This window comes from bacterium SCSIO 12741, assembly GCA_024398055.1.
GTDB lineage: Bacteria > Bacteroidota > Bacteroidia > Flavobacteriales_G > Salibacteraceae > SCSIO-12741.
On sequence record CP073749.1, the window covers coordinates 4,404,846 to 4,430,469 of the forward strand.

The 25,624-nt window shown below is 44.3% G+C and carries 22 protein-coding genes; 9 read left to right on the top strand and 13 right to left on the bottom strand.

Annotated elements, in window-relative coordinates; translation table 11 throughout:
* Positions 1-149: 149 nt before the first annotated feature.
* Positions 150-3,098 (top strand): histidine kinase, encoded by a 2,949-nt coding sequence (locus KFE98_18735; protein UTW62023.1) that lies wholly within the window; start codon positions 150-152, stop codon positions 3,096-3,098.
* Between the two features lie 21 nt (positions 3,099-3,119).
* A complete protein-coding gene (locus KFE98_18740; protein UTW62024.1) occupies positions 3,120-3,863 on the top strand; it encodes a response regulator transcription factor in 744 nt (247 codons plus the stop codon).
* Positions 3,864-3,872: 9 nt separating this feature from the next.
* Here the strand turns inward: KFE98_18740 and pdeM are convergent, their stop codons facing one another.
* The 5 genes from pdeM to KFE98_18765 form a co-directional block, all read right to left on the bottom strand.
* Positions 3,873-4,511 carry a ligase-associated DNA damage response endonuclease PdeM gene (gene pdeM, locus KFE98_18745; GenBank protein ID UTW62025.1) on the bottom strand — a complete coding sequence of 213 codons (639 nt, stop codon included), beginning with the start codon at positions 4,509-4,511 and terminating at the stop codon, positions 3,873-3,875.
* Positions 4,511-7,699 (bottom strand): hypothetical protein, encoded by a 3,189-nt coding sequence (locus KFE98_18750; protein UTW62026.1) that lies wholly within the window; start codon positions 7,697-7,699, stop codon positions 4,511-4,513. The genes pdeM and KFE98_18750 overlap by 1 nt, the downstream gene beginning before the upstream one ends.
* Before the next feature lie 81 nt (positions 7,700-7,780).
* Complete coding sequence (locus tag KFE98_18755; GenBank protein ID UTW62027.1) at positions 7,781-8,116, bottom strand: hydrolase; 336 nt, start codon at positions 8,114-8,116, stop codon at positions 7,781-7,783.
* Positions 8,113-8,541 (bottom strand): hydrolase, encoded by a 429-nt coding sequence (locus KFE98_18760; protein UTW62028.1) that lies wholly within the window; start codon positions 8,539-8,541, stop codon positions 8,113-8,115. Before KFE98_18760 ends, KFE98_18755 begins: the two co-directional genes overlap by 4 nt.
* Before the next feature lie 25 nt (positions 8,542-8,566).
* Positions 8,567-9,175, bottom strand: a complete 609-nt coding sequence (locus KFE98_18765; protein ID UTW62029.1) for a 2,3-diphosphoglycerate-dependent phosphoglycerate mutase — start codon at positions 9,173-9,175, stop codon at positions 8,567-8,569.
* A gap of 215 nt (positions 9,176-9,390) precedes the next feature.
* On the opposite strand from KFE98_18765, the gene KFE98_18770 reads away from it, so the two are divergent.
* Positions 9,391-9,996, top strand: coding sequence for a superoxide dismutase (locus KFE98_18770; GenBank protein UTW62030.1), 606 nt, complete (start codon positions 9,391-9,393; stop codon positions 9,994-9,996).
* Positions 9,997-10,058: 62 nt separating this feature from the next.
* On the opposite strand, the gene KFE98_18775 is transcribed toward KFE98_18770, so the two are convergent.
* On the bottom strand, positions 10,059-10,826 hold the full coding sequence (locus tag KFE98_18775; GenBank protein UTW62031.1) for a hypothetical protein: 768 nt from the start codon (positions 10,824-10,826) through the stop codon (positions 10,059-10,061).
* A gap of 195 nt (positions 10,827-11,021) precedes the next feature.
* Here KFE98_18775 and KFE98_18780 point away from each other — a divergent pair, with 195 nt between their 5' ends.
* Positions 11,022-11,720: an RNA methyltransferase gene (locus KFE98_18780; protein UTW62032.1), complete on the top strand. Its 699-nt coding sequence runs from the start codon at positions 11,022-11,024 to the stop codon at positions 11,718-11,720.
* On the opposite strand, the gene KFE98_18785 is transcribed toward KFE98_18780, so the two are convergent.
* From KFE98_18785 to KFE98_18795, 3 genes are read right to left on the bottom strand one after another with little or no spacing between them, the layout of a single operon-like run.
* Positions 11,717-12,427, bottom strand: coding sequence for a phosphoadenylyl-sulfate reductase (locus KFE98_18785; GenBank protein ID UTW62033.1), 711 nt, complete (start codon positions 12,425-12,427; stop codon positions 11,717-11,719). The genes KFE98_18780 and KFE98_18785 overlap by 4 nt on opposite strands.
* A gap of 55 nt (positions 12,428-12,482) precedes the next feature.
* Positions 12,483-12,896 (bottom strand): Rrf2 family transcriptional regulator, encoded by a 414-nt coding sequence (locus KFE98_18790; GenBank protein ID UTW62034.1) that lies wholly within the window; start codon positions 12,894-12,896, stop codon positions 12,483-12,485.
* 42 nt (positions 12,897-12,938) lie between these two features.
* Entirely contained in the window at positions 12,939-13,964 is a 1,026-nt protein-coding gene (locus KFE98_18795; GenBank protein UTW62035.1) for a quinone-dependent dihydroorotate dehydrogenase, read from the bottom strand.
* 110 nt (positions 13,965-14,074) lie between these two features.
* Here KFE98_18795 and KFE98_18800 point away from each other — a divergent pair, with 110 nt between their 5' ends.
* Entirely contained in the window at positions 14,075-15,166 is a 1,092-nt protein-coding gene (locus tag KFE98_18800; GenBank protein UTW62036.1) for a hypothetical protein, read from the top strand.
* Here KFE98_18800 and KFE98_18805 read toward each other — a convergent pair.
* Positions 15,147-15,704, bottom strand: coding sequence for a hypothetical protein (locus tag KFE98_18805; protein UTW62037.1), 558 nt, complete (start codon positions 15,702-15,704; stop codon positions 15,147-15,149). The genes KFE98_18800 and KFE98_18805 overlap by 20 nt on opposite strands.
* 209 nt (positions 15,705-15,913) lie before the next feature.
* On the opposite strand from KFE98_18805, the gene ribB reads away from it, so the two are divergent.
* On the top strand, positions 15,914-17,047 hold the full coding sequence (ribB, locus tag KFE98_18810; protein ID UTW62038.1) for a 3,4-dihydroxy-2-butanone-4-phosphate synthase: 1,134 nt from the start codon (positions 15,914-15,916) through the stop codon (positions 17,045-17,047).
* Here the strand turns inward: ribB and KFE98_18815 are convergent.
* On the bottom strand, positions 17,044-21,570 hold the full coding sequence (locus KFE98_18815) for a translocation/assembly module TamB domain-containing protein (protein UTW62039.1): 4,527 nt from the start codon (positions 21,568-21,570) through the stop codon (positions 17,044-17,046). The genes ribB and KFE98_18815 overlap by 4 nt on opposite strands.
* 66 nt (positions 21,571-21,636) lie before the next feature.
* On the opposite strand from KFE98_18815, the gene tsaD reads away from it, so the two are divergent.
* From tsaD to msrB, 3 genes are all read left to right on the top strand, one after another.
* Positions 21,637-22,668 carry a tRNA (adenosine(37)-N6)-threonylcarbamoyltransferase complex transferase subunit TsaD gene (tsaD, locus tag KFE98_18820; protein UTW62040.1) on the top strand — a complete coding sequence of 344 codons (1,032 nt, stop codon included), beginning with the start codon at positions 21,637-21,639 and terminating at the stop codon, positions 22,666-22,668.
* On the top strand, positions 22,661-23,395 hold the full coding sequence (locus KFE98_18825; GenBank protein UTW62041.1) for a hypothetical protein: 735 nt from the start codon (positions 22,661-22,663) through the stop codon (positions 23,393-23,395). Before tsaD ends, KFE98_18825 begins: the two co-directional genes overlap by 8 nt.
* A 71-nt stretch (positions 23,396-23,466) precedes the next feature.
* Positions 23,467-23,946, top strand: a complete 480-nt coding sequence (gene msrB, locus KFE98_18830) for a peptide-methionine (R)-S-oxide reductase MsrB (GenBank protein ID UTW64745.1) — start codon at positions 23,467-23,469, stop codon at positions 23,944-23,946.
* Positions 23,947-24,205: 259 nt separating this feature from the next.
* Here the strand turns inward: msrB and KFE98_18835 are convergent, their stop codons facing one another.
* Together KFE98_18835 and KFE98_18840 are read right to left on the bottom strand one after the other, a co-directional pair.
* Complete coding sequence (locus KFE98_18835; GenBank protein ID UTW62042.1) at positions 24,206-24,721, bottom strand: hypothetical protein; 516 nt, start codon at positions 24,719-24,721, stop codon at positions 24,206-24,208.
* Positions 24,722-24,727: 6 nt separating this feature from the next.
* Complete coding sequence (locus KFE98_18840) at positions 24,728-25,624, bottom strand: hypothetical protein (GenBank protein ID UTW62043.1); 897 nt, start codon at positions 25,622-25,624, stop codon at positions 24,728-24,730.

The window sequence follows — 25,624 nt, forward strand, 5'->3', positions numbered from 1 at the left end:
TAAATCGGTGTTGAAACCCGGTTTTCAATTATTTTAAGAATCGATGAAGAATCCACAAATTGATCTTGTTTTGCACTTATCTTTACTCTACTCGAAATAGCCTAAGTACATTGTGAGTTTCTTTGCAGGGTACTTTCAACATAGAACCTTTGCCCGATTTAGTCCAACGCGTATTACTCTTTGGTTTATCGTTCCTCCTTGCCATGAAGGTTAGCTCAGCTCAGGAATTGGTTTACTTCCATTATACCACCGATAATGGTTTACCGGCCATGGCAGTGCATGACGTAGAAGCTGATTCGGTAGGAAATCTATGGTTTGCTACCGAAAAAGGGGTCTCCTGTTTCGATGGTGTGAAGTTTAAGAACTTCAGTACCGAAGATGGTATTCCGGATAACCTGGTGTTTGAAATACGCCGGTCTCCCAATGGCCGGATGTGGTTTATTCCTCTTTCATCACGTATTTTCTATTTTGAAAACGACGAGTTTCATTACTATAGCCCGGCAGATACCTTATGGTCTCCAGAGGCTCGTACGAGCTATTTTGTTGATTTCTATACCGATGCACAAAACCGGGTTAAATACTACTCCCATGAGATAGGATTGGCCGAGTTTGATCCTTTTGGAAAAGTACGTATCTCGCTTCCTCCCGACAGGTTAAACTCAATGATTATGGAGTTTGAGCAGGTATCTCAGGATAAATTCATTTACAAAAGATCAGGTCGCCAGTCCACCTCCAATTTATTGGTCATTAAAACACCAACCCGAAAGGACTCCATTCCAATTCCCAAATTCAATCCAAGTTTTCGAGCCTATTATGAAATATTGGACGATGGTAGTGTTCTGTTTTCCCACGGTTCTCACCTGTTTCGGTTTACCTCTGATACGCTCTATCAATTGAGCGATTTGCAAGTGAGAATCAATGCCATTAAATCATTTGACAACCAAGTGTGGATAGGCACAGGCAACGGCTTAATCCAAGCCGAAATTCTCGACAACGATTCTTTAAGGCGGGGCCCAACCTTCTTTTTGGGCAATCGGATAACGTCCATTCTTAAGGATTTTGAAAATGGTTTTTGGATAACCTCAGAAAACAACGGAGTGTACTATGTACCGGATTTAAATCAACGCATGTTTACCCAAAATTCGGGGTTGGCTGAATCGGAGCAAACCTCTGTATTGACGGCCCCAAATAAGCTGCTGTATTCCGGAAGTGCTCAGGGTAATCTACAACGTATCGATTTAAAAAGTGGGACAATTCAAACTATCCGGCGTCAGAGTGCATCCGACTTATCGGTAGATCACATTGCCTTGGGAAAGGACCATGTTTATTTCTCTACGCTAAGCGGTAGTTTGTTCTTTTTTCATCAAGAAGACCCGCTTTTCAACCTTCACAAAATCTCCAAAGCCCCTGACAGCAGCGATTTATTACTCAAATTCATCACCCGAGATCCCCTTTCGGAGGGAATTATTGCAGGTGGTGTTTTTAGGATATTCAAAATTCAACAAGATAATATCAAGGTTTTGTCCTGGAAAAATGACATTCGGTTTATCCACATTATCCCTTTGGAGCAAGACCAATATCTTTTTGGAACATTACGTGGCGTCTACCACCAAATGGAAATACAAGAAGGGCCTAACAACGAGATCCCTGCTCCCATCTATTCCGGAATAGTTGTAGACCTGGGAATCCTGGAAAATTACATACCGGTTATTGGAAGTCAAAATGAAGGCCTTCTCCTCTACCGAAACAATCGTTTGGACACCATTGGCCTAAAAGAAGGCTTATCGAGTATGCACATCACCGACGTGCTCGTTCAGGATAGCACCATATGGGTGGCTTCTACCCAGGGCCTTGACCGGATAGACATTTCCAATTTGAATCCGCTGAAATATACCATTGAAAACTTCGATCGGTTTGATGGAATTCCTTCGAACCACATTCATCAGATGGATACACTTGGTAGAGGATTGGTAATGGCCACAAGAGGGGGCTTATCGCTATTTGTTCCTGAAACGAAAAAACCGCCACCTCCTCGTTGCCGGGTGCGTTGCGTAAAACTGGGAAAAAGCCCTTCTTACTTGGAGCAACATGCCGAACTTTCTGAAACGAATAGAGACCTAAGCTTTGAATTCGATGGAATTAGTTTTCGAAGCAGCCAGCACCTTCAATTTAAATACAAGCTAAAGGGCTACGACCAGGACTATAAATACACCACTAACCGAGAAATTCAATACACCAATCTACCTTATGGGTCTTATGAGTTTGAGCTCTATGTAGCCAATAAGCACGGGGTTTGGTCTACTCAGCCCTCCCCTTTCTATTTCTCGCTCACTCCCCCATTTTGGCTTACTTGGTGGTTCTTTTCGTTGGAAATAGTCGGCCTGCTAATTCTTCTGTTTTTTCTTTTCTCCTGGCGCTTAAGGAAACTGACCCAAAAAGTACGCAAACAAGAAGCCATTCGCCGTGAAAAAGCCGAATTGGAGCTAAAGGCACTTCGTTCTCAAATGAATCCCCACTTTACGTTCAACGCACTCAACTCGATTCAATCTTACATCTCATCCGATCACATCCGGGAAAGTAAAAGCTACCTGGCCAAATTTGCCCGACTTAATAGAACCGTTCTTGAAAGTTCAGATAAACTCAGTATATCTCTTCAAGATGAATTGGACCTGGTGACTCGATTTATAGAATTGGAACAACTCCGATTTGAACGAAAACTCCAATTTGACCTACATCTCGATGAATCTATAGATCCTGAATGGGTAAAAGTTCCTCCCTTGATTTTGCAACCATTCATCGAAAATTCAGTGGTTCATGGAATGAAAAACAAACCCAATGGTGGCGCGATAAGTATTGATATTAAAAAGCAGGAAGACTTTTTGATCTGCATTATTCGCGACAATGGAAGCGGGATAAATGAGGCAGACACCAAGCTAATTCGAAAATCCATGGGCTTGTCCATAACTCAAAAGAGACTGGATTTGCTCAACGGACAAGGAGGCTCAGAAAATCAAATTCGTATGACCAACCTGGAAAGAGCTACCAATGGGAAAATGAAGGGAACCCAGGTAGAATTGCGCATTAGGATAATTCCCTGAATAAGTTGCAGAAGGAGAGATATGAAGATTAAGACGGTAATTATTGAAGACGAACCCAGATCACTCAAAGAACTTAGAAGTCAGCTGGACGGTTTTAGAAATAGAATTGAAGTTCTTGGACATGCTGACAATGTAGAAGATGGAGTCCGGTTGATCACCGAGCTTCAACCTCAACTCGTGTTTCTCGACGTAGAAATTAACCAGGGAACGGGTTTCGACCTGTTGCAGCAGCTGGACACGATCGATTTTAAAGTAGTATTTACCACGGCACACAGCAAGTATGCCCTAAGGGCTATTAAGTTTGGTGCGCTCGACTACCTGCTCAAGCCAATAGATCCTGAAGAATTGGAAGCCTTGGTTGGGTCTCTTCCAGAAGAGGATTCCATTAACTCTGAACTCAACCAACTCAAGGTGATGCTAAACCACCTAACCGAGCAACAAACGCCCAAAAAGCTGGCTATTAAGGAGGTGGGAAAAGTAGAGTTTATCAACCTCGACAAAATCATTTTACTCAAGGCCAAAACCAACTACACGCAGATTCAGGTAGCTGGCAGAAAACCGATTCTCTCTTCCAAAACCCTTCGGTACTACGAACAACTGCTAACGGACAAGCGATTTAGAAGGGTGCACCGCTCGTTCATTATCAACTACCGCTACGTTCGGGAATTTGTCCATCAAGATCACCTCATTGTGATGGAAAATGGTGAGGAAGTGTACATCAGCCCCAACCAACGCAAGGATTTCCTGGATGAAATAAGTCTTTAAATCCTTGATTTAAGAGAGATTGATCACCTCATTATCGGCAATGGCATAAAACCGATCTCCTTTCTTGGGCTTAAGCGTATAGGTACCGGTGAAGGTTCCAAAGGCGGGTAATATGCCATGGTCGCGCCCAAAAAAGAAACATGGCAGTCGCAAACTCTGTCGTCCAGCTCCCTTGAGACGAACCGCCGGATGAATGTGCCCAGCCAGATTGTACCCTTCTCCACCAGGTTCGGGTTCATGGGTAAAATGAAAGGGACCTCGTTTCATCGATTCGTGCAACACGAGGCCAGAACGGTGGTAAATCTCTTCTGGAAAGATATCATGGTTACCCAGTACCAAATGAAAGGTGATATGCGGGAAATGGGCCATTATATGCTCAAAATCCTTCCATTCGTTGTTGAAATCGGAATGAAACAGATCGCCCATAAAGATGACTTCTTCCAAATCGGGCAAATGGAGTACGCGAAACAGGCGTTGCCAATTTTGATATTTCACTCCCTTGGGCACTTGAATACCCGCCCGGTTAAAATGCTCGGCCTTCCCAAAATGTGGATCGGCAATTAACAGGGCTTTCTGATCGGGCCAAAAAACAGCCTTATCCGGCAACAGGTCGAGGGACTCTCCAGCCACTTCGGCACGCAAGTACATTAGCGGTCGTCTTCTTTTTCCTGATCGTATTTTTTAAAGAAGTCAAAAGAAAGCTTTTCGGCTTCGGTTCTGTATTCATGCCAGGCTCCACTTTCTAAGGCTATAATACGCTTGTTGATTCCCTGGAAGGTTTCGCTCATATCATTCCAGGCCAAGCGGAAAGAATTGTTCTGAGTCACATTTTCTGAATACAAGTAGCTATACACCTGCCCAGCCTTGGCAGAAAGGTTAATCGTTACGTGATCGTATCCGGTAAATCCTTCTTTCAGGAAAATCTCATCCAAAATTTGATTCACACTGTCTTTGACCGCTTTGCCCTGCTTTCTGAAGTCCTTGGCTGTAGAATCTGGCAAATAGGCCGCTACACGGTTCATTTCATCCACGGTAGACAACATTTGTTTCAACTCCTCTACCCGTCCAATGATGTACTTAAGCTCGGCTTCCACATCCTTGTGCAAACGGTAACGTGCTTTCGCCTCTTCCTGGTTGTAACCCAATTTGGGATGTTCTAAAACGGTGAGTTCACAAGAGTCTTTGAATTTGCCGTAGGACAAAACGATCTTGTAGTCCCCAGGTAATACCCCAACTCCGGCGGGTAAATCATCATTCTTCTTCTTTTGACGCTTTCTTACCAATCCCCTGGTACCATCTTCACGCATATTCCAATACACCCGGCTAAACAAAGAGTCGGCCTTGAATGAAGTGGTCCGGATGGTATCTCCAGCCTCGTTCATCACCCACATTTTTACTTTCTTACCTTTCTTTCCGGGCGTTGCTTTGGTTTTATCCTTGCCTTTTTCAGCCTTCTTAGCCGGCTCAAACAAACTGGGGTTAATCCAAAGAGATATCATAGCACCACTTGAGCGATTCTGTCCCACAAAATCTCCTTGTCCAACAAAGCGCACACCACGAGCAGGCTTATGTGGAGCTCGGTAAGCGACAGGCGGATCAAACACCACCAGGGTATCTTCAAAGGTTTTACCCTGATCCTTTACCAATCGACGAAGCGGACGAATATCATCCAATACGAAGGCTGATCGACCAAAGGTTCCAATGATCAGGTCATGTTCCCTGGGTTGAATAGCCAGGTCACTAACGGCTACAGCTGGAAAGTCGTTGTGTCTCCAGTGGTTCCAGTTCTGTCCTTTATCCAGGGAATAATACAAGCCATATTCGGTTCCCAGAAATAACAAATTCTCTTCTACCGGATCCTGAATAACGCTCCAAACGTGGCCCTTGATGTTTTCAGGACTTGCCAATCGCTTCCAGCTTTTCCCATAATCGATGGTGTGATACAGGTAAGGATCCCAATTATTTCTACGGTAGTCGTTAACCACCACAAAGGCCTCACCGGCATGGTAAGATGATGCGCGAATTTGAGGAATCCATGAACCTGCTGGACATCCGGGTAACTTGGAGGCCAGATTGGTCCAGTTTTTACCGCGATCTTGAGTCAATTGCAAATTTCCATCATCGGTTCCCACCCAGATCACCTGGCTGTCTAACGGGCTGGGTGCAATGGCTAAAAGGGTTGTATAGTTCTCTGCCCGGGTGGCGTCAATCGTGAGTCCGCCACTGAGGGCTTGCTTTTGTCGTGCGGTGTCGTTGGTTGTCAAATCGGGGGAAAGCACTTCCCAGCTATCGCCACAATTGGAGCTGTAATGAACAAACTGACTACCGAAATAAATACCGCAATCATGAAACGGATCCTGAGCCAAAGCCGCATTCCAGTTGTAGCGCAATGGTGTTTTATCCGGGTGCATAGGCTGAATAAAGCTCTTACGTCCCGTTTCCCGATCATAGCGACTGATGTGCCCTCCTTGGTACATAGCATACCCGTAGCGTGAGTTTTTAGGATAAGGCACCACGTCGAAGCCATCTCCAAACATCACTTCCTGCCAGTGGTGGTTTCTCATTCCACCGTGTTCGTATACATATCCCGGGCCTACCCAACTACCATTGTCCTGCATACCGCCATAAATGTTGTAGGGGTGGTCGTTATCTACATTGATGTGGTAGAATTGAGCCAAGGGCAGATTGGTGATAAAGCGCCAATTGGCACCGCCGTCTCTTGAAATATTGAGTCCTCCATCATTACCTTCAATGATGTAATCGGAGTTGTCTGGATCAATCCAAAAAGCGTGATGATCGGGGTGCGCCTTGTAATAAGAAATCAGGCTATTAAAGGTTTTCCCACCATCCTGACTTACTGAAACAGTTGAAAACAAGTTAAATACGCGGTTTTCGTTGTTTGGATCTACGTAAATGTCGGCGTAATAAAATGGGCGATTTCCAATGTTCTTATCAGCTCGCATGGTCCAGTTTTCTCCTCCGTCGGTACTGCGGTACAGCGCTGTTTTCTTGCTTTCAATCAAGGCATAAACCACGGATGGCTTATTGGCAGCAATGGCCAATCCCATGCGGCCTAAGGGTCCATCGGGCAACCCTTCTTTCTTGCCCAGTTTTTTCCAAGTAGTTCCGCCATCGTAGGTAACATACAAACCTGAGCTCTCTCCACCGGACTCAAAGAACCAAGGCTGGCGGTGATAATGCCACATAGCGGCAAAAAGCTTGTTGGGGTTTGTAGGATCCATGATCAAGTCTGCACAACCCGTCGTATCGTCAATGAATAGGATTTTGTTCCAGGTTTTTCCACCATCAGTCGTTTTGAACACTCCCCTTTCTGGGTTTGGTCCCCATGCCGATCCGGTGGCAGCTACGTATAGGGTTTGAGAGTTTTGTGGATCCGGAATGATTCGGTGAATGGTTTTGGTGTTTTCCAATCCCATTCGAGTCCAGTTTTTACCTCCGTCAAGGCTTTTAAATATTCCTGCACCACTGCTCTGGCTGTTTCGCGGATTTCCTTCACCCGATCCTGCCCACAATACAGTGGGATTACTGGGATCGAATGCTACTGCTCCTATGGATTGTACCGGAGCCTTATCAAACAAGGGTTGCCAGGTAATTCCACCACTAACCGATTGCCAAACACCACCCGAAGCGGTTCCCACCAAGATGTGATCTTTATGCTCTGGATGAACATCAATACTGGTTACCCGCCCGCTCATTCCTGCTGGACCTATGGCCCTAACATAATAACCTTTAAGCTTTTCATCATCAATAGATTGAGTATATGAACTTAAAGTAAAAAATAAAGCTATTAAAGCGAATAAAGAGTACCTAATCATGTTATTTGGTTTGTGCAAAGACCGACGAAGATAAGCCAGCTTTTGGGAAGAAGAAAACCGTTGATGTAAGAACCTAAAACTTCACGAAAGAAGTTCCTGTTCAATCTCACTCCAAGGCTTTAAACCAAATACATTTCGGTCGTCAATAAAAAGATCGGCTTCGATTAATCTGGACATTCCAGGCTTCCAGGATTCTCCCGGTTTGGAGGCATTAACCGCATAAAAATCTACCCCATTTTGTCGGCAGTATTCCACGGCATCTTCCAGGGTATCCCCATAACGGTAGGTCCAAAGAATGAGCTTATGCCCCGCTTGTTGCAGCTTTTTCATCACCTCGATGGCATCGGGTATAGGTTTCCCAATTTTAGGATACTGGTGCTCCACAATGGTGCCATCAAAGTCTACCGCAATAATCATTTGCCCATTAAGTTTTTTACCAGACCCCAAAAACCTGAACTCTGGGGTTTGGCATCCTCATTACCATAAATGCCATTGGGATCTTCCATCCGTTTGATTTCTTGCCAAACTTCGCCCCACCCGGGCAATCCGCCCACATTTTTTTGGCTGATGAACAGTTCGCAATTAAGCTTTCGGCTACCATCGTCTTCGTTGAAGTCTTCACCCGGATAACTGTGGTTAACCGAATAAAATTCAATGCCATTTTCGCGGCAAAATTCTACCGCATCTTCGAGTAGCTGCCCTTCCCTACGGGTCCACAAGATCAATTGATGCCTCGCCTTAATCATTTCATTAAGGGTTTCAAAGGCAAAAATCTTGGGCTCCCCTATTTCAGGGTACCTGTCTTCTACAATGGTTCCGTCAAAGTCGATGGCAATAACCAAACGCCTAATGATTTTGGGTCAATAATTATCTCATAAATTCCGCAGAATTCACCTCAAGATTATCGCTTAAGTCATAGCAATAAGGTGTTCCAGTCGGAATTTCTTTTTGAAGAATCTCTTCAGGACTCATGTTTTCCAAGTGCATAACAAGAGCACGTAGGCTATTTCCATGAGCCACTACCAGGATATCCTTTCCTTCTTTGAGAAGAGGTTCAATTTCAGCTTCGTAATAAGGGATCACCCGATCTTTGGTGTCTTTCAGGCTTTCTCCTCCAGGAGGGGCAATATCGTAGCTTCGTCTCCAAATGTGTACTTGCTCCTCTCCGTATTCTTCACGCATAGCGTTCTTGTCTTTTCCTTGCAAGTCACCATACATTCTTTCGTTGAGCGCCTGGTCTTTAATCACAGGAATCGTTCCGTTACCATTTTTACTCAGAATGATATCCAGGGTACGGTTCGCTCTTTTCAGTACTGAGCTAAACGCTCTGTCAAAGGAATAATCAGCCAGTTTTTCACCAGCATTGGCAGCCTCATTCTCTCCTTTTTCGGTCAAATCCACATCTACCCATCCGGTAAACTTGTTTTGCAAATTCCATTCCGATTGACCGTGTCGCACTATTACTAATTGGGGCATAAATTGATTTTGATTTTCCGCCGGCTAAATTAGTGTATTCCCCCTAAAAATAGGACCTAAGTCAAGGGAATAAGAAGCGATTTTTGAACAAATTTTACCGAATCTTTGAGTCATAGATCGGGTCCTTAAAAAATGTAAAGCTAAACTTTGGAGCTTATTGGCTTGTTTTATATTTGATCCCTCAATTTTATGTGGAACACTAAACATTATTAATTATGGCTTTTGAATTACCAAATCTGCGCTACGCTTACGACGCGCTAGAACCTTATATTGATGCTCAAACCATGGAGATTCATCACTCCAAGCACCACGCTGGATATACCAGCAAACTTAACGCTGCTCTAGAAGGAACAGACGGTGAAGGCAAATTGATCGAAGATATTCTTGCTAACATTGGCTCGTACGGTGGCGGTGTTCGTAACAACGGTGGTGGATACTACAACCACTGTCTTTTCTGGGAAATCATGTCGCCAAACGGCGGTGGTGAGCCTACAGGAGACTTGGCCGACGCAATTAATGCTGACTTAGGAGGATTCGAAGCTTTCAAAACAGCTTTCTCTAATGCAGCTGCTACTCAGTTTGGTTCAGGTTGGGCTTGGCTTTGCGTAAACAACGGAAAATTGGAAGTTTGCTCTACTCCAAACCAAGACAATCCATTGATGCCTGATACCGGTTGTGGTGGAACTCCAATCCTTGCATTAGACGTTTGGGAGCATGCTTATTACTTGAAGTATCAAAACCGCAGACCTGATTACATCGAAAACTTCTTCAACGTAATCAACTGGGACGAAGTAAACCGTCGTTTCCTGGAAGCGAGATAAGCGAAACGCTTAATTCAAAATATAAATCCCCTCCGAGTTTGCTCGAGGGGATTTTTTTTGGATCAATTAAATCCGGTAGTAAATAGATTCCGTGCCCCATTGATTCCGCATTTCTGATAGCGGTTGTAGGCTTGCGCGGCTCGCTCCTCCACCTGTTTCGGGGTTTCTCCCTTCAGCCATCCCTCCAAAGCGGCTACCAGTGTATAGGCCTCCGGGGCCATTAAGTGCGTTGTCCATAACCAGGGTTGTGCCCCTGAATTAAGTAAGGGTTGGTAGAAAAAATCTTTGCTATAACAGGCCAGGACAATCGCCGGCATGGATTTCTTTGAACTCTTCATATTCGGGGCGACATCAAATTCCATCAAACCGTCATGTCCACAATAGGCCACTAAATCTGAAGCTCCCCCAAAGGGAATGGAATCATCTTCGTGAGTAACCCACTGATTGCGCTGGTAGTTGGAAGCATAAAGAAAATCCACAATGCAGGATCGAATGTGGCGTCCGTCATAGGCATCGGCTAGTAAATAAGCTTCTCCAGAACGGTGTTTAAACAGGATACGTTCCAATATCATGGGGTTATCTACTTCTACCCTTTTTACATAAATCCACTCGTCGCTTTTGTACCGCAAAAAGGACTTAACCCCATAGGCTGCCCCCCAATAGAGGTTAGAAGCCGGATCCTGCCCATTACCTAAATGACTGGGAACCGGAACAATGCCCTGATTCTGATTGTCGCAAAGGGCTACAAACACGTGAATGGTTTTAACCTCGGAAGCCAGTAAAGACGAGCTGATACCAAGAAGTAATAGAATCAATAGAAGGGTGCGCATGGCGGGATAACGAGAAATCCTTCGGTTTGGTACCTAGGTGGAATCTTCAAACTTCAATCTTCAAACTTCAATCTTCAAACTTCAATCTTCGAGATTCGAGATTCGAGATTCGAGATTCGAGATTCGAGATTCAACATGAAGATTGAAAATTGAACCTGAAAATTGAAAATTCAATAATGCTACTATATTCGCAAAATGCACGAAAATTGGAATTCGACCAAAAAAGAGGCTCTGTGGGACTTTTTGCAACAATACCTGACCGATGAGCGTCGGGAGCTATTTGAGCAAATATTGGAGTACAGAACCGACCATTTTGCGGTTTGTGTAGAAGATGTTTACCACGAACACAATGCCGGCGCCTTGGTAAGAACAGCTGAGTGCTTTGGGATTCAGAAGCTGTTTGTGATGCAAGACATCAACGATTTTAATGTGCAAAAAGGCATGTCTAAAGGTGCGGAGCATTGGTTAGACATTGAATACTACAGGCGAAAAGGGCGTTCGACCTACGACTGCATGGATCGGGTTCGCGAATTGGGCTATCAGGTTGTAGCTACCACTCCCCATTCCAATGATGTAGACTTAAGGGAATTTGATTTCACCCAAAAATCGGCTTTCTTTTTTGGTAAAGAAAAGGCTGGGCTATCTCCTGAAATTGTCGAGCAGGCCGATGTTTGCTTGCGTATTCCCATCTATGGCGTTACGGAGAGCTATAACATATCGGTATCCGCAGCACTCATCCTTTACGAGCTTACCCAAAAACTACACAACTCCAATCTCGACTGGCGACTATCGGCCGATGAACAGCGGGAGAAACGATTGAATTGGGCCCTTCATTCCATAACACGAAGCGACGTATTTGTACGAGAATTTGAGCGTTTATATAAGAGAGCTTAACTGTGCAAACCGCATTCTTTTTTAGAGCTTTCCCACCACCAACGGCCATCCCGGGCTTCTTCTCCCAGCGTGAGTGAACGGGTACACGGAGCACAACCAATACTTTTAAATCCTTGATCATACAGTGGATTATAGGGTACCCGGTACTCCTTTATCTTTTGAATAACCTCCTCTTCGCTCCAATTAAACAGGGGATAATACTTGTAAATGTGCATTTTGGCGTCATATTCCCACTGCGATCGTTGTGCCCTATCCTTGGACTGTCCTCCTCGTAAACCACTAATCCATACACGTTTTCCAGTCAACGCTCTTTGCAGAGGTTCCACCTTTCGGAGAAAACAGCAGTTCAATCTATTCTCGGGACTTTGGTAAAAGGAATTGGGTCCATCCACTTCAAGCATCATCTGCAGTCCGGTATGCTCGGGAACATAGGTTTGAATTTTTATGGCGTAGCGATTGAGCGTTCTAAACCAAGTGTCGTATGTCTCAGGAAACAAGCGCCCTGTGTCTATGGTAAAGAGTTCTACCGGAAGCTGATGGGTGGCGATGTAATGGGTAATTAATTGTCCCTCCAGTCCAAAGGCTGTGGAGCACACCACTCCTCTACCCGCCCATTGAGCTACCCGCTGAATTCCTTCTACCGGTGAGAGCCCTTTCAACTCGGCCCTCATCCCTGTTAATTCCGCATCACTCATTGTTGCTTTCATAGTGGACAAATCTATATAATCTACCAATTTAATAGATTAATAAATCAAAAAAATATCAACGGTTAATCAAATCTGCTACTGTCTTATTTTCCAATACTTTAAGTGTTGTATCGCGAACTTCAATCATCACCTTGTTCAAACCACATTCCTTTTCACTCGTGCACTCATCGCACTTTTCATAGAAATTCAGACTCACACAGGGCAACATGGCAATCGGGCCATTCATAAATCGAATGATCTTGGCCAATCCAACATCCGATGGCGGTTTACGCAGGTAGTAACCTCCCCCCTTGCCCATCTTACTGGAAAGCACACCGATCTTTTTCAGTTCTAATAAAATGGCTTCCAAAAATTTTTTGGGAATCTTGGTTTCCACGGCGATTTCAGAAATCAGCTGTGGTCCCTGATCGTATTTTTCGGCCAAATACCCCAAAGCCAATAAGGCATATTTCGTTTTCTTAGAAATCATACCGCAAAGCTAATACTTGCCTCAAATTTTCCTGAAAGAGTTCTATGCCCGCTTAACCAAAGCCTGATTAATGGCCTTAATTAGACCGGGGCCTTTGTAAATCAATCCGGTATAAACCTGAACCAGGGCCGCGCCCGCATCCAGTTTTTCCAAGGCATCCTGAGCAGAAGTAATTCCCCCTACTCCGATGATAGGGAATTTGTTTTGTCCTTTTTGGTGCAAGTAACGAATCACTTCCGTAGAACGATTTTTTACCGGAGCTCCGCTCAATCCACCGGCTTCCGAGGTAATGGTTTCTGAAGTCTTTAAGCCGCTGCGATCAATTGTTGTATTGGTGGCAATAACGCCATCGATTTGGGTATCGTTCACGATATCTACAATATCATCCAACTGTTCATCGGTCAAATCCGGAGCAATTTTCAAAAGGATGGGCTTAGTTTTAGGTTTCTCTTGATTAAGCCGTTGCAATTCACTCAGCAATTCGGTAAGCGGCTTTTTGTCTTGCAGAGCCCGAAGGTTCGGAGTATTTGGAGAAGAAACATTGACCACGAAATAATCCACATAGGGGTACAAGGCCTGAAAACACAAGCGATAGTCTTCGGTGGCTTCCTCATTAGGAGTCACCTTGTTTTTACCGATGTTTCCACCAATAATCAGGTTCTTATCCCGATTCTTCAAATTGGCCACAGCGGCTTCTACTCCTTCATTGTTAAAGCCCATACGATTGATCAGTCCCTCATCGGCGGGTAGACGAAACATGCGGGGCTTAGGGTTTCCCGGTTGACCTTTGGGCGTTACTGTACCTATTTCAATGAAACCAAAGCCCAAGTCCTTAAAATCAGGATACAACTCGGCGTTTTTATCAAAGCCAGCTGCCAGTCCAACTGGATTCGGGAATTTAAGCCCAAAAACTTCGCGCTCCAGGGATGGGTGCTTCACGGTGTACATCGAGCGAAAGAGTGACCGCATACCAGGAATCATAAAAACATTCTTGAGCATTCGGGTGGTAAAATGATGCGCCTTTTCAGGAGTCATCGTAAACAGAAGGGGCTTAATTAGAGCGTACATAATCCAAGTTGTGCGGCAAAAGTAGTACGTTCCTTCTCGTACACCCCGTCCTGTTGAAAAACCTTTTTAACAGTGTAGGCATTCCATACGCTGGGCCTTACATTTGAAGAATGGATGACTACCGGAGACTCTTTTGGGCAAAACGAGTGATTCTAATTGGAATTATTTCCTGTGCGGCTCTATGTCTTCCACTCTGGCTCAATAGCCGATCCCTTCCGCTTATTCCACTTTTGGAAGGCATGTTGGTTCTTAGAACTCCCTTCGATCAAATACTGCTTGGCCTAACGACCTTGGCTGGGCTGCTGGCCATTGTTTGGCCTAAAAAGAGTTGGCCCGGGCTTCTGTTTCTGGCAGGTGTTATGGGACTCATGATCCAAGACTGGAACAGGATGCAACCATGGATGTTTCATTTCGTCATGCTCCTGGTCATTCTGCAATCCCTTCCTGGAAAATACAAGCATTATCTTCCAGCCAAACCGGTGCTTGCTGCGGTACAATTGGGGGTTATTGGCCTCTACTTCTGGAGCGGATGGTACAAGCTTAACGATGGCTATTCTGAAAAAATCGTTCCCTACGTGGTTTATCCTATTTACAATCAATGGTGGATGGCTCACCCCTTTATTCACCGGATAGTATTTCGAATGGCCCTGTTGGCACCTTACCTGGAAATGGCCACTGCCATTGCGCTATTAATCCCAAGAACACGGACCGTTGCGGTTTTGTTAGGCACTACGCTTCATTTAGGCATCTTGTATTTATTGGGTCCTTTAGGACATAACACCAATGCGGTGATTTGGCCCTGGAATATCGTGTTAATTCCACTTCTCTTTCTCTTGTTCTTCAAGCAAAAAGACTTTGGGCTAAACCGCCACCTATTCCGTATTCAATGGGTTGGACTTATCGCGCTGGCCTTTGTGCTGGTAATACCGGCACTGAACATGACGGGACGATACAACAAAAGCCTATCCTTCGAACTGTATTCCGGCACCAATTACACCCGGCACCTTCAGTTTCACAAAAGCGATGTCAAGCACCTTCCAAACCACCTGGAGAATCTGAGTTACAACTTTAAGGATTCGGTATACATCCGGACTTATGAATGGGCTCTACGGGATATAAAAACGCCACCCAATCCGGATCCTAAAGTAACGGATCAGTGGCAACGTCAACTGATTCCTCTATTTAGAGCTGAGCAAGAATAGCCGAGGCAGCCAGGTAGATAATCACCCCTATGTTGGCCGCCAGTAAGCAAAGTGCAAGCACTTTCCAAAGCGTTGCTTTCCAGGTAGACCGCCCTTTAATTAACGGAAATTCGATAGTACTAATGGAATACCCCTCCATGTCCACAAGCAGAATTTTGCTTTTTCCATTCACCAAGGCATACTCCAACAATTGCCGGCGGGTAGAACTGTATTGAGGACTTATCGCCTTTTCGCCGGATTTTATTTCTACCAAATACTCTTGTCCCCCCTTCTTGACTTTTACATCTGGCCGGATGGTGGAAGAAACGACTTTCCCATCCACATTAAAGTCATGAGACAATTCCGGTTGATAATCCACCAAGGTAAATCCTTGTTCTTCCAGAAATCCTAAGGCCTCTTGCTCCTTTTCCCGCCCTCTGCGCAACCGTTTGGTCTGCTTGGAACGATCGATCCACTGGAGCAGGAAAAACACGCTTATTCCACCCACTATTCCAGCAGCGATATACGGCAATAACTGAAGAAAAAGGTCTAAGTCCATAAGCTTGGGATTGGTGGGCAAGATAACCAATCACCTTTTGAATCTTAAATGATCAGGTTAAATTTTCAACCTTTAGTTGGAGCACATCGCACTTTGAGGTTGGAAAAGCTGGTTCAAAATCACCGGTTTAACAATTGAAAATTCAAAGGCGAATTCTTTCGCACTCTCCTATTAGGTATTTAGTATTTTTGCCGGCCTAAACAGGACTTATGAAATCACGTTTGAATACCATTGAGGAAGCCATTGAAGATATTCGCCAGGGAAAAATCGTTATCGTAGTAGACGATGAGGATCGCGAAAATGAGGGTGACTTTATTGCCGCAGCCGAGCACATGACCCCTGAAATGGTAAACTTTATGGCTACCCACGGGCGTGGTCTTATTTGTTGTTCTATTCCTGAGGAACGCTGTCATGAGCTTGGTTTGGAGCTTATGGTTGCCGATAACACGGCTCTTCATGCTACTCCATTCACCGTTTCAGTGGATTTGATTGGCCATGGCTGTACGACCGGTATTTCGGCATCAGACCGTGCTAAAACTATTCAGGCCTTGGTTGACCCAAATACCAATCCGGAAGAGTTAGGTAAACCTGGACACATTTTTCCACTACGCGCCAAATCGGGCGGAGTGCTAAGACGTACGGGTCATACAGAAGCCACAATCGATTTGGCTCGATTGGCCGGACTAAAACCAGGTGGTGCTTTGGTAGAAATCATGAATGAAGATGGAACCATGGCCAGACTACCACAGTTGCTTGAAATCGCCGAACGCTTTGATATGAAGGTGATTTCTATTGAAGATTTGGTAGCCTATCGGATGCGTGAAGAACGTATTATTAGCCGAGAGGTAGAAGTAGATGTGCCTACTGAATACGGTCCTGTAAAATTGATTGGATTCCGTCAATTGACAACCAATGACGAACACCTTGCTGTAACCATCGGTGACTGGAAAGAAGATGATGAAGTTTTGGTTCGGGTACACTCGGCCAGTAGCTTGGGAGACATTTTTAGCTCCTTTAAGCACGATCGTCCTTCCTTGCTCTCCCGTGCTTTTGAAGAAATTCACAAAGAAGGCAAAGGAGCCGTTATTTACATGCAACAAGGGATTCGTGGATTGGGATTGGTAAACAAGCTGAAAAGCTACCAATACGACCTGGAACAAGACAAAGAATCAACGCCTGATCTAAACCTGAAAATGGACGAGAAGGATTATGGAGTTGGTGCTCAAATTATCCGGGATCTTGGAATCCGCAAAATGCGTTTGATCACTAATAAGCCTCAAAATCGTATTGGAATTATAGGTTACGGTTTGGAAATTACGGATACGGTTCCTGTAGGAAACTAAGGATTAGATTCCCCTTCCGTTTCGTCCTCGGTCCCCATACGGGCGGCTTCACGGGCTTTTTTTCGAGCTTCTTTATCCTCTTTGTTTTGCTTTTTACGCTCTTCCTGGCGTTCTTTTTGCAAAGCTTTTTCAGCTTCTTTCTGGGCTTTCTCTTCAGGAGTTTTCTTTCCGAAAACCTTATGTAGGAATTCCCCAATCGTATTGAAGTCTTCCTGGTAGAAAATTCCTATCCCCTGGGTTTGAGAAGATGAGTTTTGATTTTCGATGGAATAATCACTCGTACGGTTAAACACCTTGGCTCGCACCTTACCGTCTTCCTTGATCAGGTATTCCAAGGTAAAGTCACCCACAAACTGATTTTGAGAAGTATTGGTCTCACTGTTGTTTACCCCCACGTTACTTTCAAACTTCAAACGATCGTTGAGCAAGTTCTTCGATAGAGCCACCTCCACATTGTCCTTTTTCAACTCGCTAAAGCCGACTTCCAAAATGCTGTTATCCATTTTAGACAACCAGTTATTAATCTGATTCGTTAGAAGTTCACTACCTGTTGAACTGGCAAGTCCACCGCCTGAGTAGTTACTTTCGGGAGGAGAATAGCGGTTAAACAACAACAAGGAAAACACTTGTTTAGTCACATCATCCTGTGTAGGCATTTGGCTTTTTACCTGGCTCTCAATCTCCGAATCCACGTTTCTAATGCGGATGTCAAAATCAATATCGGGCTCAGCCAGGTTTTTGGTTAGAATCATCAAACATTCATTATCCACTTTACGGGTCATGGTACTATCTCCAAGAATGTCTCCTAATGGCGCTTTCACCCGGTATACAGCGGTCATGTTCAACTGGGCATTGAAGGGATCCCCGTTCCAGATAATCTGGCTACCTCGTTGAATTTTGAATCGTTTGCTAAATAGGTTTTCATAGGTAAACATGTAGCTCCCGTCGCGGACTTCGTAGGTACCAAACATCTCGAAATCGCCACTGGAGTTAATGTCCATTTGAATATTTCCTCCACCGACCGATTTTAGAATATCACCCGTGGTTTCGTCAAAAATGAGTTGTACTTCGGTACTTGGATCCACATTGATGTCAAACTCAATCGAAATACCGGTTAAATCGGTTTCTGGCTCCTTCTCCATTTTCTCTTCTTCGGGAAGAGAGGATTGAACAAAGGTGATGTAACCTGTTTTGCTTACTTCATCGGCCGTGTAAAGCGGTATGTAGAACTTCGATTCATTAACCACATTCGACTTGACGGTAAGGCCCAGGGAATCTTCTGCCCCAAAAATCTGAACAATATTTTCCTTGGAGGCACCTGTATCCAAAAACGCTACTCCGTAATAAAGGGAGTTATCATCTGAAGTGGTATTCAACACCATGAAGTTGTGAGGCGTCACATCTACTTGATACCGCAGGTTTTGCCAGTTTTTATGGGTCAACCAACCATCCACACGGGCTTCGTGATCATACTTGTCCAAAACCACAAAATTGTCAATGATGACGGAGTCGGGTTTAATCTGCAGCGTTTGTTGGTGGCAGTGGTAAGGTACTTTGAGGTAAGACACTTGTAACCTTCCACTATCGAGGGTCAAGTATCCACTGAGTTCGGGATGTTCCAGGTTTCCTTTCAAATCCAATTCACCATGGATCTTTCCTTTCAGTTCATCCATGTATTCGGCTACAAAGGGCTGAACCGCTCGAAGCTCCAGTCCATCACTCCTTACTTTCAACTGAAGGCTGGTGTCGGAGCTGTTGGGGTAATAATACCCGTGGACGAGTACTGAATGAATTGTATCCTTAATACCCAATGGGGCCGGTCTGGATAGATCAAAGTAGACTTTTAGGCGTTTCCATTCGGTTTCCCAGGAAGACAATAATCGACCGGAACCGATGGATTCTCCATTGAGGTAGAAATTCTTAAGGTCAAGATCACTGTGCAACAAGGCATTGTTATACACATCTTGTAAGGTTACTTCCCCGGTTAGGTGTCCGGACAGCTGGGCCTCAGAAAAACCAGTAATCCGGTTAAAGTTGGACAGGTTAAGTCCTTTAAATAGGGCTACCAATTCGCTCTCTGCTCTTTTCGATATCTCCCCATTTAGTGAAATGAATTTTTCTCCACTCGATCCTTTCAGGTTTTTGAATACCACTTCCCTACCATCAATATGAATTTGGTTGCCTCCGGGAATGGACCAAACGGAGTCGGCTACGACTACTTCACTTGAATCTACTTGAAAACGAAATTCTTCCGGTCCCAGGACTCTACCATGAATGCGGATATCACTGGAGTTCTCGGTTTGACTAATGTTGAGAAATTGAAATTGGAGATCTACGGAGTCGCGATTTGCATTGCCCAGGGCCACAAAATTGCGAATGGTTAAATCCTCATCCAGGTGAATGTTTTGAACCCGGGTTTGTTGTTCCCAAGCCGAATCCTGGTAGAAGAGCTCAAATTCGAAGGTATCCAGTGAATAGCCCTGATACCTGGCTTGAGGTACTTCTGCTTCCAGGCGAACAATGTCTTTTTCGGTATTATAACGAGCCCTGAATTTGATGGCTTCATCGAAGGATAGCTCTGGAACGAAAATGGCCAACAAGTCATTCAAATCAAAAATCTCCAGATAAGCCGAAAAGATGAAATCCAAATCCTCTTCCTGATGCTGATCGACCAAACTCGGTAGCGAATGATCCATCATCCTAAGAAAGGATGCTTGCAGATCTCCAGGTGTCGCAGTTCCTTTAAAAATGCCTCGAATGGCTGAGCTCCTAAATTCTATTTGAGGAATCCCTTGAACGGTAAAGGCTCTACCCTTTAATTCATCGAGTTTAAAGATTTTCCCTTCTTCGCTGTATTTAAGTTCTCTCAGCAGCGCTTTTCCACTCAAGTTATCGGGCTGAAAACCTTGAAAGTCCACATCTAAAATGGCACTAAAAAAGGCACTCGAATCCCGATCAATCAAATTAAGAGCCACTGGATATAACGTATCTACATCCAACTGAAACTGGAATCGTGGTAAATCACTATTAAAGTTGATTTGCCCACTAAAGTCAAGCTCAGCAAGCTCATCGTTCAAGGTAAAATCGCCATCAAACCAACCTTTCTTGAGCTCTGCATCAATCTCACCTCCCCGATAAGAATAGCCACTAAAATCGAATCGATCCAGACTCCCTTTGATTTCGGTTTCCAGCGTTTCCAAGGTTATGCCATGTCCTTTGATATCAAGCTGAGCAGATAACAATCCAACTTGCTCATTGCCCAGTAATTTTCCAACATTGAGTTTTTTGACCGCTACAAAACCCTCGTATCCCGGTATCTGGCTGCGCTCTTCATGAACCGCCAACTTGGCCAAAGCCGCTCCCATAGGTGACTCCAGTGCCAAATCTGTATGAAAGTGGTTATAGGTTCCTTTAAATTTCCCTTGAACCTTTACCTTTTGCAGAGCCAATACTTCTTTGGGTAATGTGAGGTGTTTTTGTTGATCAAATGGCGGTAGCGGAATCTGAAGTAAATCCCGAATACGAATCTCAGAAGGATCCAAGTCCAAACTAATGCGTGTTTGCTCGATATCCGGCAATCCTTTCATCATTAAATCACCTCGAATTCGGGTTTGACTTCCCAATCCCAAATCCAGATCGCGAATACTAAAGTCCTCAACCGTACCGGTGAACTGACCGCCCATGCTAACTTCAGCATTCAATCCCAATAGGGCATCTGAGAAATAGGCGATATCTCCTCCATTAACCTGGGCCGAATCCAAATGAGCAACCATCTTCACCTTTTCGATATAGTTGGCGAAATCGGCAAATTGGTCATATTTCATTCGGTAATCTCCGCGAACAAAGGTGGCTGGAGTAGTCAACAAAAGTTCATCGAATACCATTTCCTGAGGAAGCATGGCAAACTGGGTATGTAGCGAATTGAGCGTAAATCCTGATCGTTCCTGAAAACTTAGTTGCTGGATATCGGCTTTTATCTCCTCGTTGGCCCATTCAAAGTTTTGAATTTGAGTGGCAAAAGCGGATACATCGATATGGGCAAAGTCAATTCCCTGGGTAGAACTGGAATCGTTGTAATCCCACCAAACGAATTTTAAATCTTCGATCTGGGTTTCAGCAATGCTGATTTGCGGGGCTGCAGAGCTACTGGTATCTGTAGATGTGAATTGATCTATAATGAACTGCAGATTGGTCACCGTATCCCCTTCGTAGGACTTCAAAAAGAAACGCGCTCCATACAATTCAACCTTTTCCAGGTCAAAAATGCTCTTGTCCAGATTAAAGTCGTCAATCAAAACAACCAGTTCAGAAGCATAGAGTAAGGTGTCCTTCCTTAAGTCCTCAATGTAAACGTCCTTCAATCGAATTTCGCTCACTGGCTTGATATCCACTTCACCAGCTCTCCAGGTAACCCCATGGGATTCAGCAAGATTGGTAAGGACCTTATTGGCCAACCAGGTTTGGACTGGCGTAGCAAGTAACGCCAAGTAGACCAGCAACAAAATCACCACCAGCCCACCCAATAGGTAGAACAGTATTTTCCTTAGTTTTTTGATAATTTTGCTGCCTTTGAGAACAAAATTAAGGAATTGAGCAGACCGCGTTATATACTGGCCATCGAATCATCATGTGACGATACTTCAGCAGCAGTGCTAAAAGATCGTGCCATACTTTCCAACCTTGTTGCAAATCAAAAAGTTCATGAGCAATACGGGGGCGTAGTACCCGAATTAGCAAGTAGGGCTCATCAAAAAAATATCATCCCCGTTGTTCATCAGGCTATCGAAAAGGCCGGAATCGAATTGAGTCAACTGGATGCGATCGCCTTTACCCGTGGCCCAGGTTTAATGGGTTCGCTGCTGGTGGGTACTTCTTTCGTTAAAGGACTGGCTCTGGCCACTGGAAAGCCTTTGATTGATGTAAACCACATGCAAGCTCACGTTTTGGCCCATTTCATCGATAATAACGAATATGATCATCCGCCCGAATTTCCATTCTTGTGCCTTACGGTTAGCGGTGGCCATACCCAGATCATCGTAGTTCGCGATTACCTGGATATGGAAATCATTGGTCAAACCTTGGATGATGCGGCCGGAGAGGCTTTTGACAAAACCGCTAAACTTCTTGGACTCCCCTATCCGGGAGGACCACAAATTGACAAGTTGGCTCGGGACGGAAATCCAAAGGCCTATTCCTTTGCTAAGGCAAAAATCAAGGGCTATGACTACAGCTTTAGCGGATTGAAGACCTCTGTTCTCTATTTTTTAAGGGATCAAATCAAAAAGGACCCAGCTTTTATTGAGCATCATGTCAATGATTTGTGCGCCTCTGTGCAACACACCATTGTGGATACACTTTTTGACAAAGTACTCAAGGCTACTGAAGATCTCAACATCAAAACTGTGGCCATTGCTGGTGGGGTATCTGCCAATGGATTGTTAAGAAGTCGGTTGAAAGAGCTTGGCGAGATCCATAATTGGAAAACCTATATCCCTAAATTTGAGTTCTGTACCGATAATGCTGCCATGATAGGAATTGTCGGGCATTTTAAACTTTTGAACGAAGATTATTGCGATCTTTCCGCTCTACCAGATGCCCGACTGGCCTATAGCCATGTTTAGACTTACGACCATATCCGTAATTGCGTTTTTGCTTTTTGCAGGCTCTTTGTGCGCTCAGCAAGATTCTGAATTCGGCTATTATGTGGATTCCAATGTGGTAAGGCAAGCTGAAAAGTTTAGAAAGGGCAACATCATTATCAAGACGAATCCGTTGGCCATTGTCTCCGGGGAGATTCCGCTCTACTCGGCTGAGTTTCGTTTGTTGGGAGAGTATGTAACCGGACCGAGAACAGGTGTGGTATTGGGTGCTTCCTACCTTGGAATGGGCCTCATATTGCGCTCTGCATTGGATGCCGACTCCATCAATACCGGATACAGCAGTTGGGATTACGGATTCAACGGTTTTCGACTTCAAGGTGGATTCCGGTACTACATTAAGAAACCTGGTGTGCGACTTACTGACCCTGATTTTAAGCCCGCTCCCGGAGGTTTTTATGTGATGGGACTTGTATCCTACTCCAACGCCAAATACTACCTAAAACAGTATCCCAACGAGTATTACCGCTTCAATTTTATAAGCTACACGCTCAATGTGGGTGTTCAGTTTCTATTGGGCGACAAATTGGTACTTGATCCCTATTGGGGACTGGGATACAAGCAAAATCAGGTATTTGAAGTTATCAACCAGAGCTCTCGCAGAATCAACGATCCAGACCTGCAAGACGATTTCATTTTCGGCTCCAACCTCAAGATCAACATAGGAATCAACATGGGATTTCGGTTTTAGTCTGCTAACCAACAATCCTTTTTCCCGCTCACTTGTAATTTTATAACCGAAACTTAAATGGGTGTATTATGATGACAAGATTGGCAATTATTCTCGTATGTGTTCTACCAGCTTTTACCAGCTGCGGGCAAAATCAGCAAACCAACACTAATCATGAACACACCCATGCTATTCCCAAAAGCGACAAAGAATGGAAGGAGCGATTGACCGAACAGGAATACTACGTGCTTCGTCAAAAAGGCACCGAAAGAGCCTGGACCGGTGAATTCGTAGATTATCACGGTGATGGCATCTTTGTATGCGCCGGTTGTGGGCAAGAACTCTTTGACGCATCCACCAAATTTGAATCTGGAAGTGGTTGGCCAAGTTTCTGGGACGTGATTGATCCTACCAAAGTCAAATTAGTTGGAGACCGTAGTCACGGTATGGTTAGAGATGAAGTAGTTTGCAGCCGATGTAACGGACACCTTGGCCACGTATTCAACGATGGCCCGAAACCTACCGGATTGCGCTATTGCATCAATTCCGTTTCTCTGGATGTTAAAGAGTAGTTGCTCTCGAACATCATTTATCCCAGTTTACCAAAGATTTTCTTAGCCGTTCTGAAAGATTAGGCATAAGCTATAGCTGCATGGCACATCAGCTTAAGCATGCAAAAACGGCGTAAAAGCAATCAAATCAAGTTGGCCTCCAATTTCAATTATTGGAGCAAAAAAAAGGCCCCTAAAAGGGGCCAATCTATATATCATCAAAGGGTTCAAATCCGATGGCTATCAGATTGAATCTGAATATTAATCATTGAATATTCAATTACTCCTCTCCTCCTCCATTGCTAAAGGATTCTGCAATTTCATCCTCGTATCCGGTCATCATAACCAAACATCCTTTCAAGAATGACGAACCATCATCTGCGATGTAAGCAGGGATCAGGAAGTTTACATAAACCTGATAAATGCCATCGTCATCCGGCTCGTAGTTAAATTGCTTTTCACTACTCTCAAAAGAGGCCAGAAGCTTACGTTTCTTTTCTCCTTGAGCCTTGTCATAGATCTCGATCTTAATGTCTTTTGGAAGTAATTCCGTATTGAAAACGATACGGTAACGAGCATCGTAGTACAGAGGAATACTCACTTCATCAATGTGGTTGTAACGTTTGTAAACAATACGCTTTACCACCATGTTGGTGTACTTGTAAGGCACCAGGGCTTTTCTGCATTTTACCACCACTTCATCTTTTGGGCAGTAGCTCGATGATTGAGCCGAAACCCCAACGGAGCAGGCCATCAAAATGGCGATTAGCAGCACATACAGTTGACTCTTCTTCATAAGTAATTAAACTTTAGTAATCTTTTCTCTCAGCCCAATAATGGTTTCGGAAAGTTGTTTTAGATGTTCTTCGGAAATCTTGTAATCCTTAAAGCTTTTCAAGTTTTGAGAATTCTTGTTTTCCTCTAATTGATTAAAAAATTTGTCGAGCTTCGCCAATTCCTTGGTAATCTCTTTTACCTCATCGGATTGATTCTCATTGGAGTTAAGAGCCTTAATCAGGTTCTCCAAAATCGTCATTTGCTCCACCAATCGTCCGGAAATAAAGTGTTGGTTATCCACGCCTTCAGCGTTTACACCTAAGTACATTCCTTCGATCCAGGCACCGCAGAAGATAATGTAGGTAACGTCGTGCATGTTGTTATCATCAACATACATGTCTGTACGTGCCTGAATATCTACCAGTACGTTTACAATGGAATCTTTGTTACCCAAACTGGACTCGAAACGCTTCATCAAATCTTCTGATTCGAATACCACACCGAAACCAATTTTATTGGACAACTCTTGAATGGCTACCAAATAGTCTCTCGCATCCTGGCTCTGACCGTTCAATACGATATAAGCCAAATCCGCTGAGTATACTCCGAAGTTGAGCAAACGAGAAGATTTGGTCGAGTAATTCTTAGCATTTTCTACCGGATTCGTAATTCCCTGAACATAGGTAAGTCCAGACTTTTGGAAAATAGATCCGATTTGCAGGGCCGATGGCAGGTAGAAAGTAGGAGTCGTTTCATCTTCTCCGGCTTCCGCCATTTCATCCAACAATTCATTTTGGGCCTTTTCAGCCTGCGACTGGTGATCTGGTCCGTTCCCTCCTTCTCCTCCACAAGAGGTGAAAGTAAGAACTCCAGCACCAAACATTAGATAGAATAAACTGTGCTTCATGCGATTTCGGTTCAT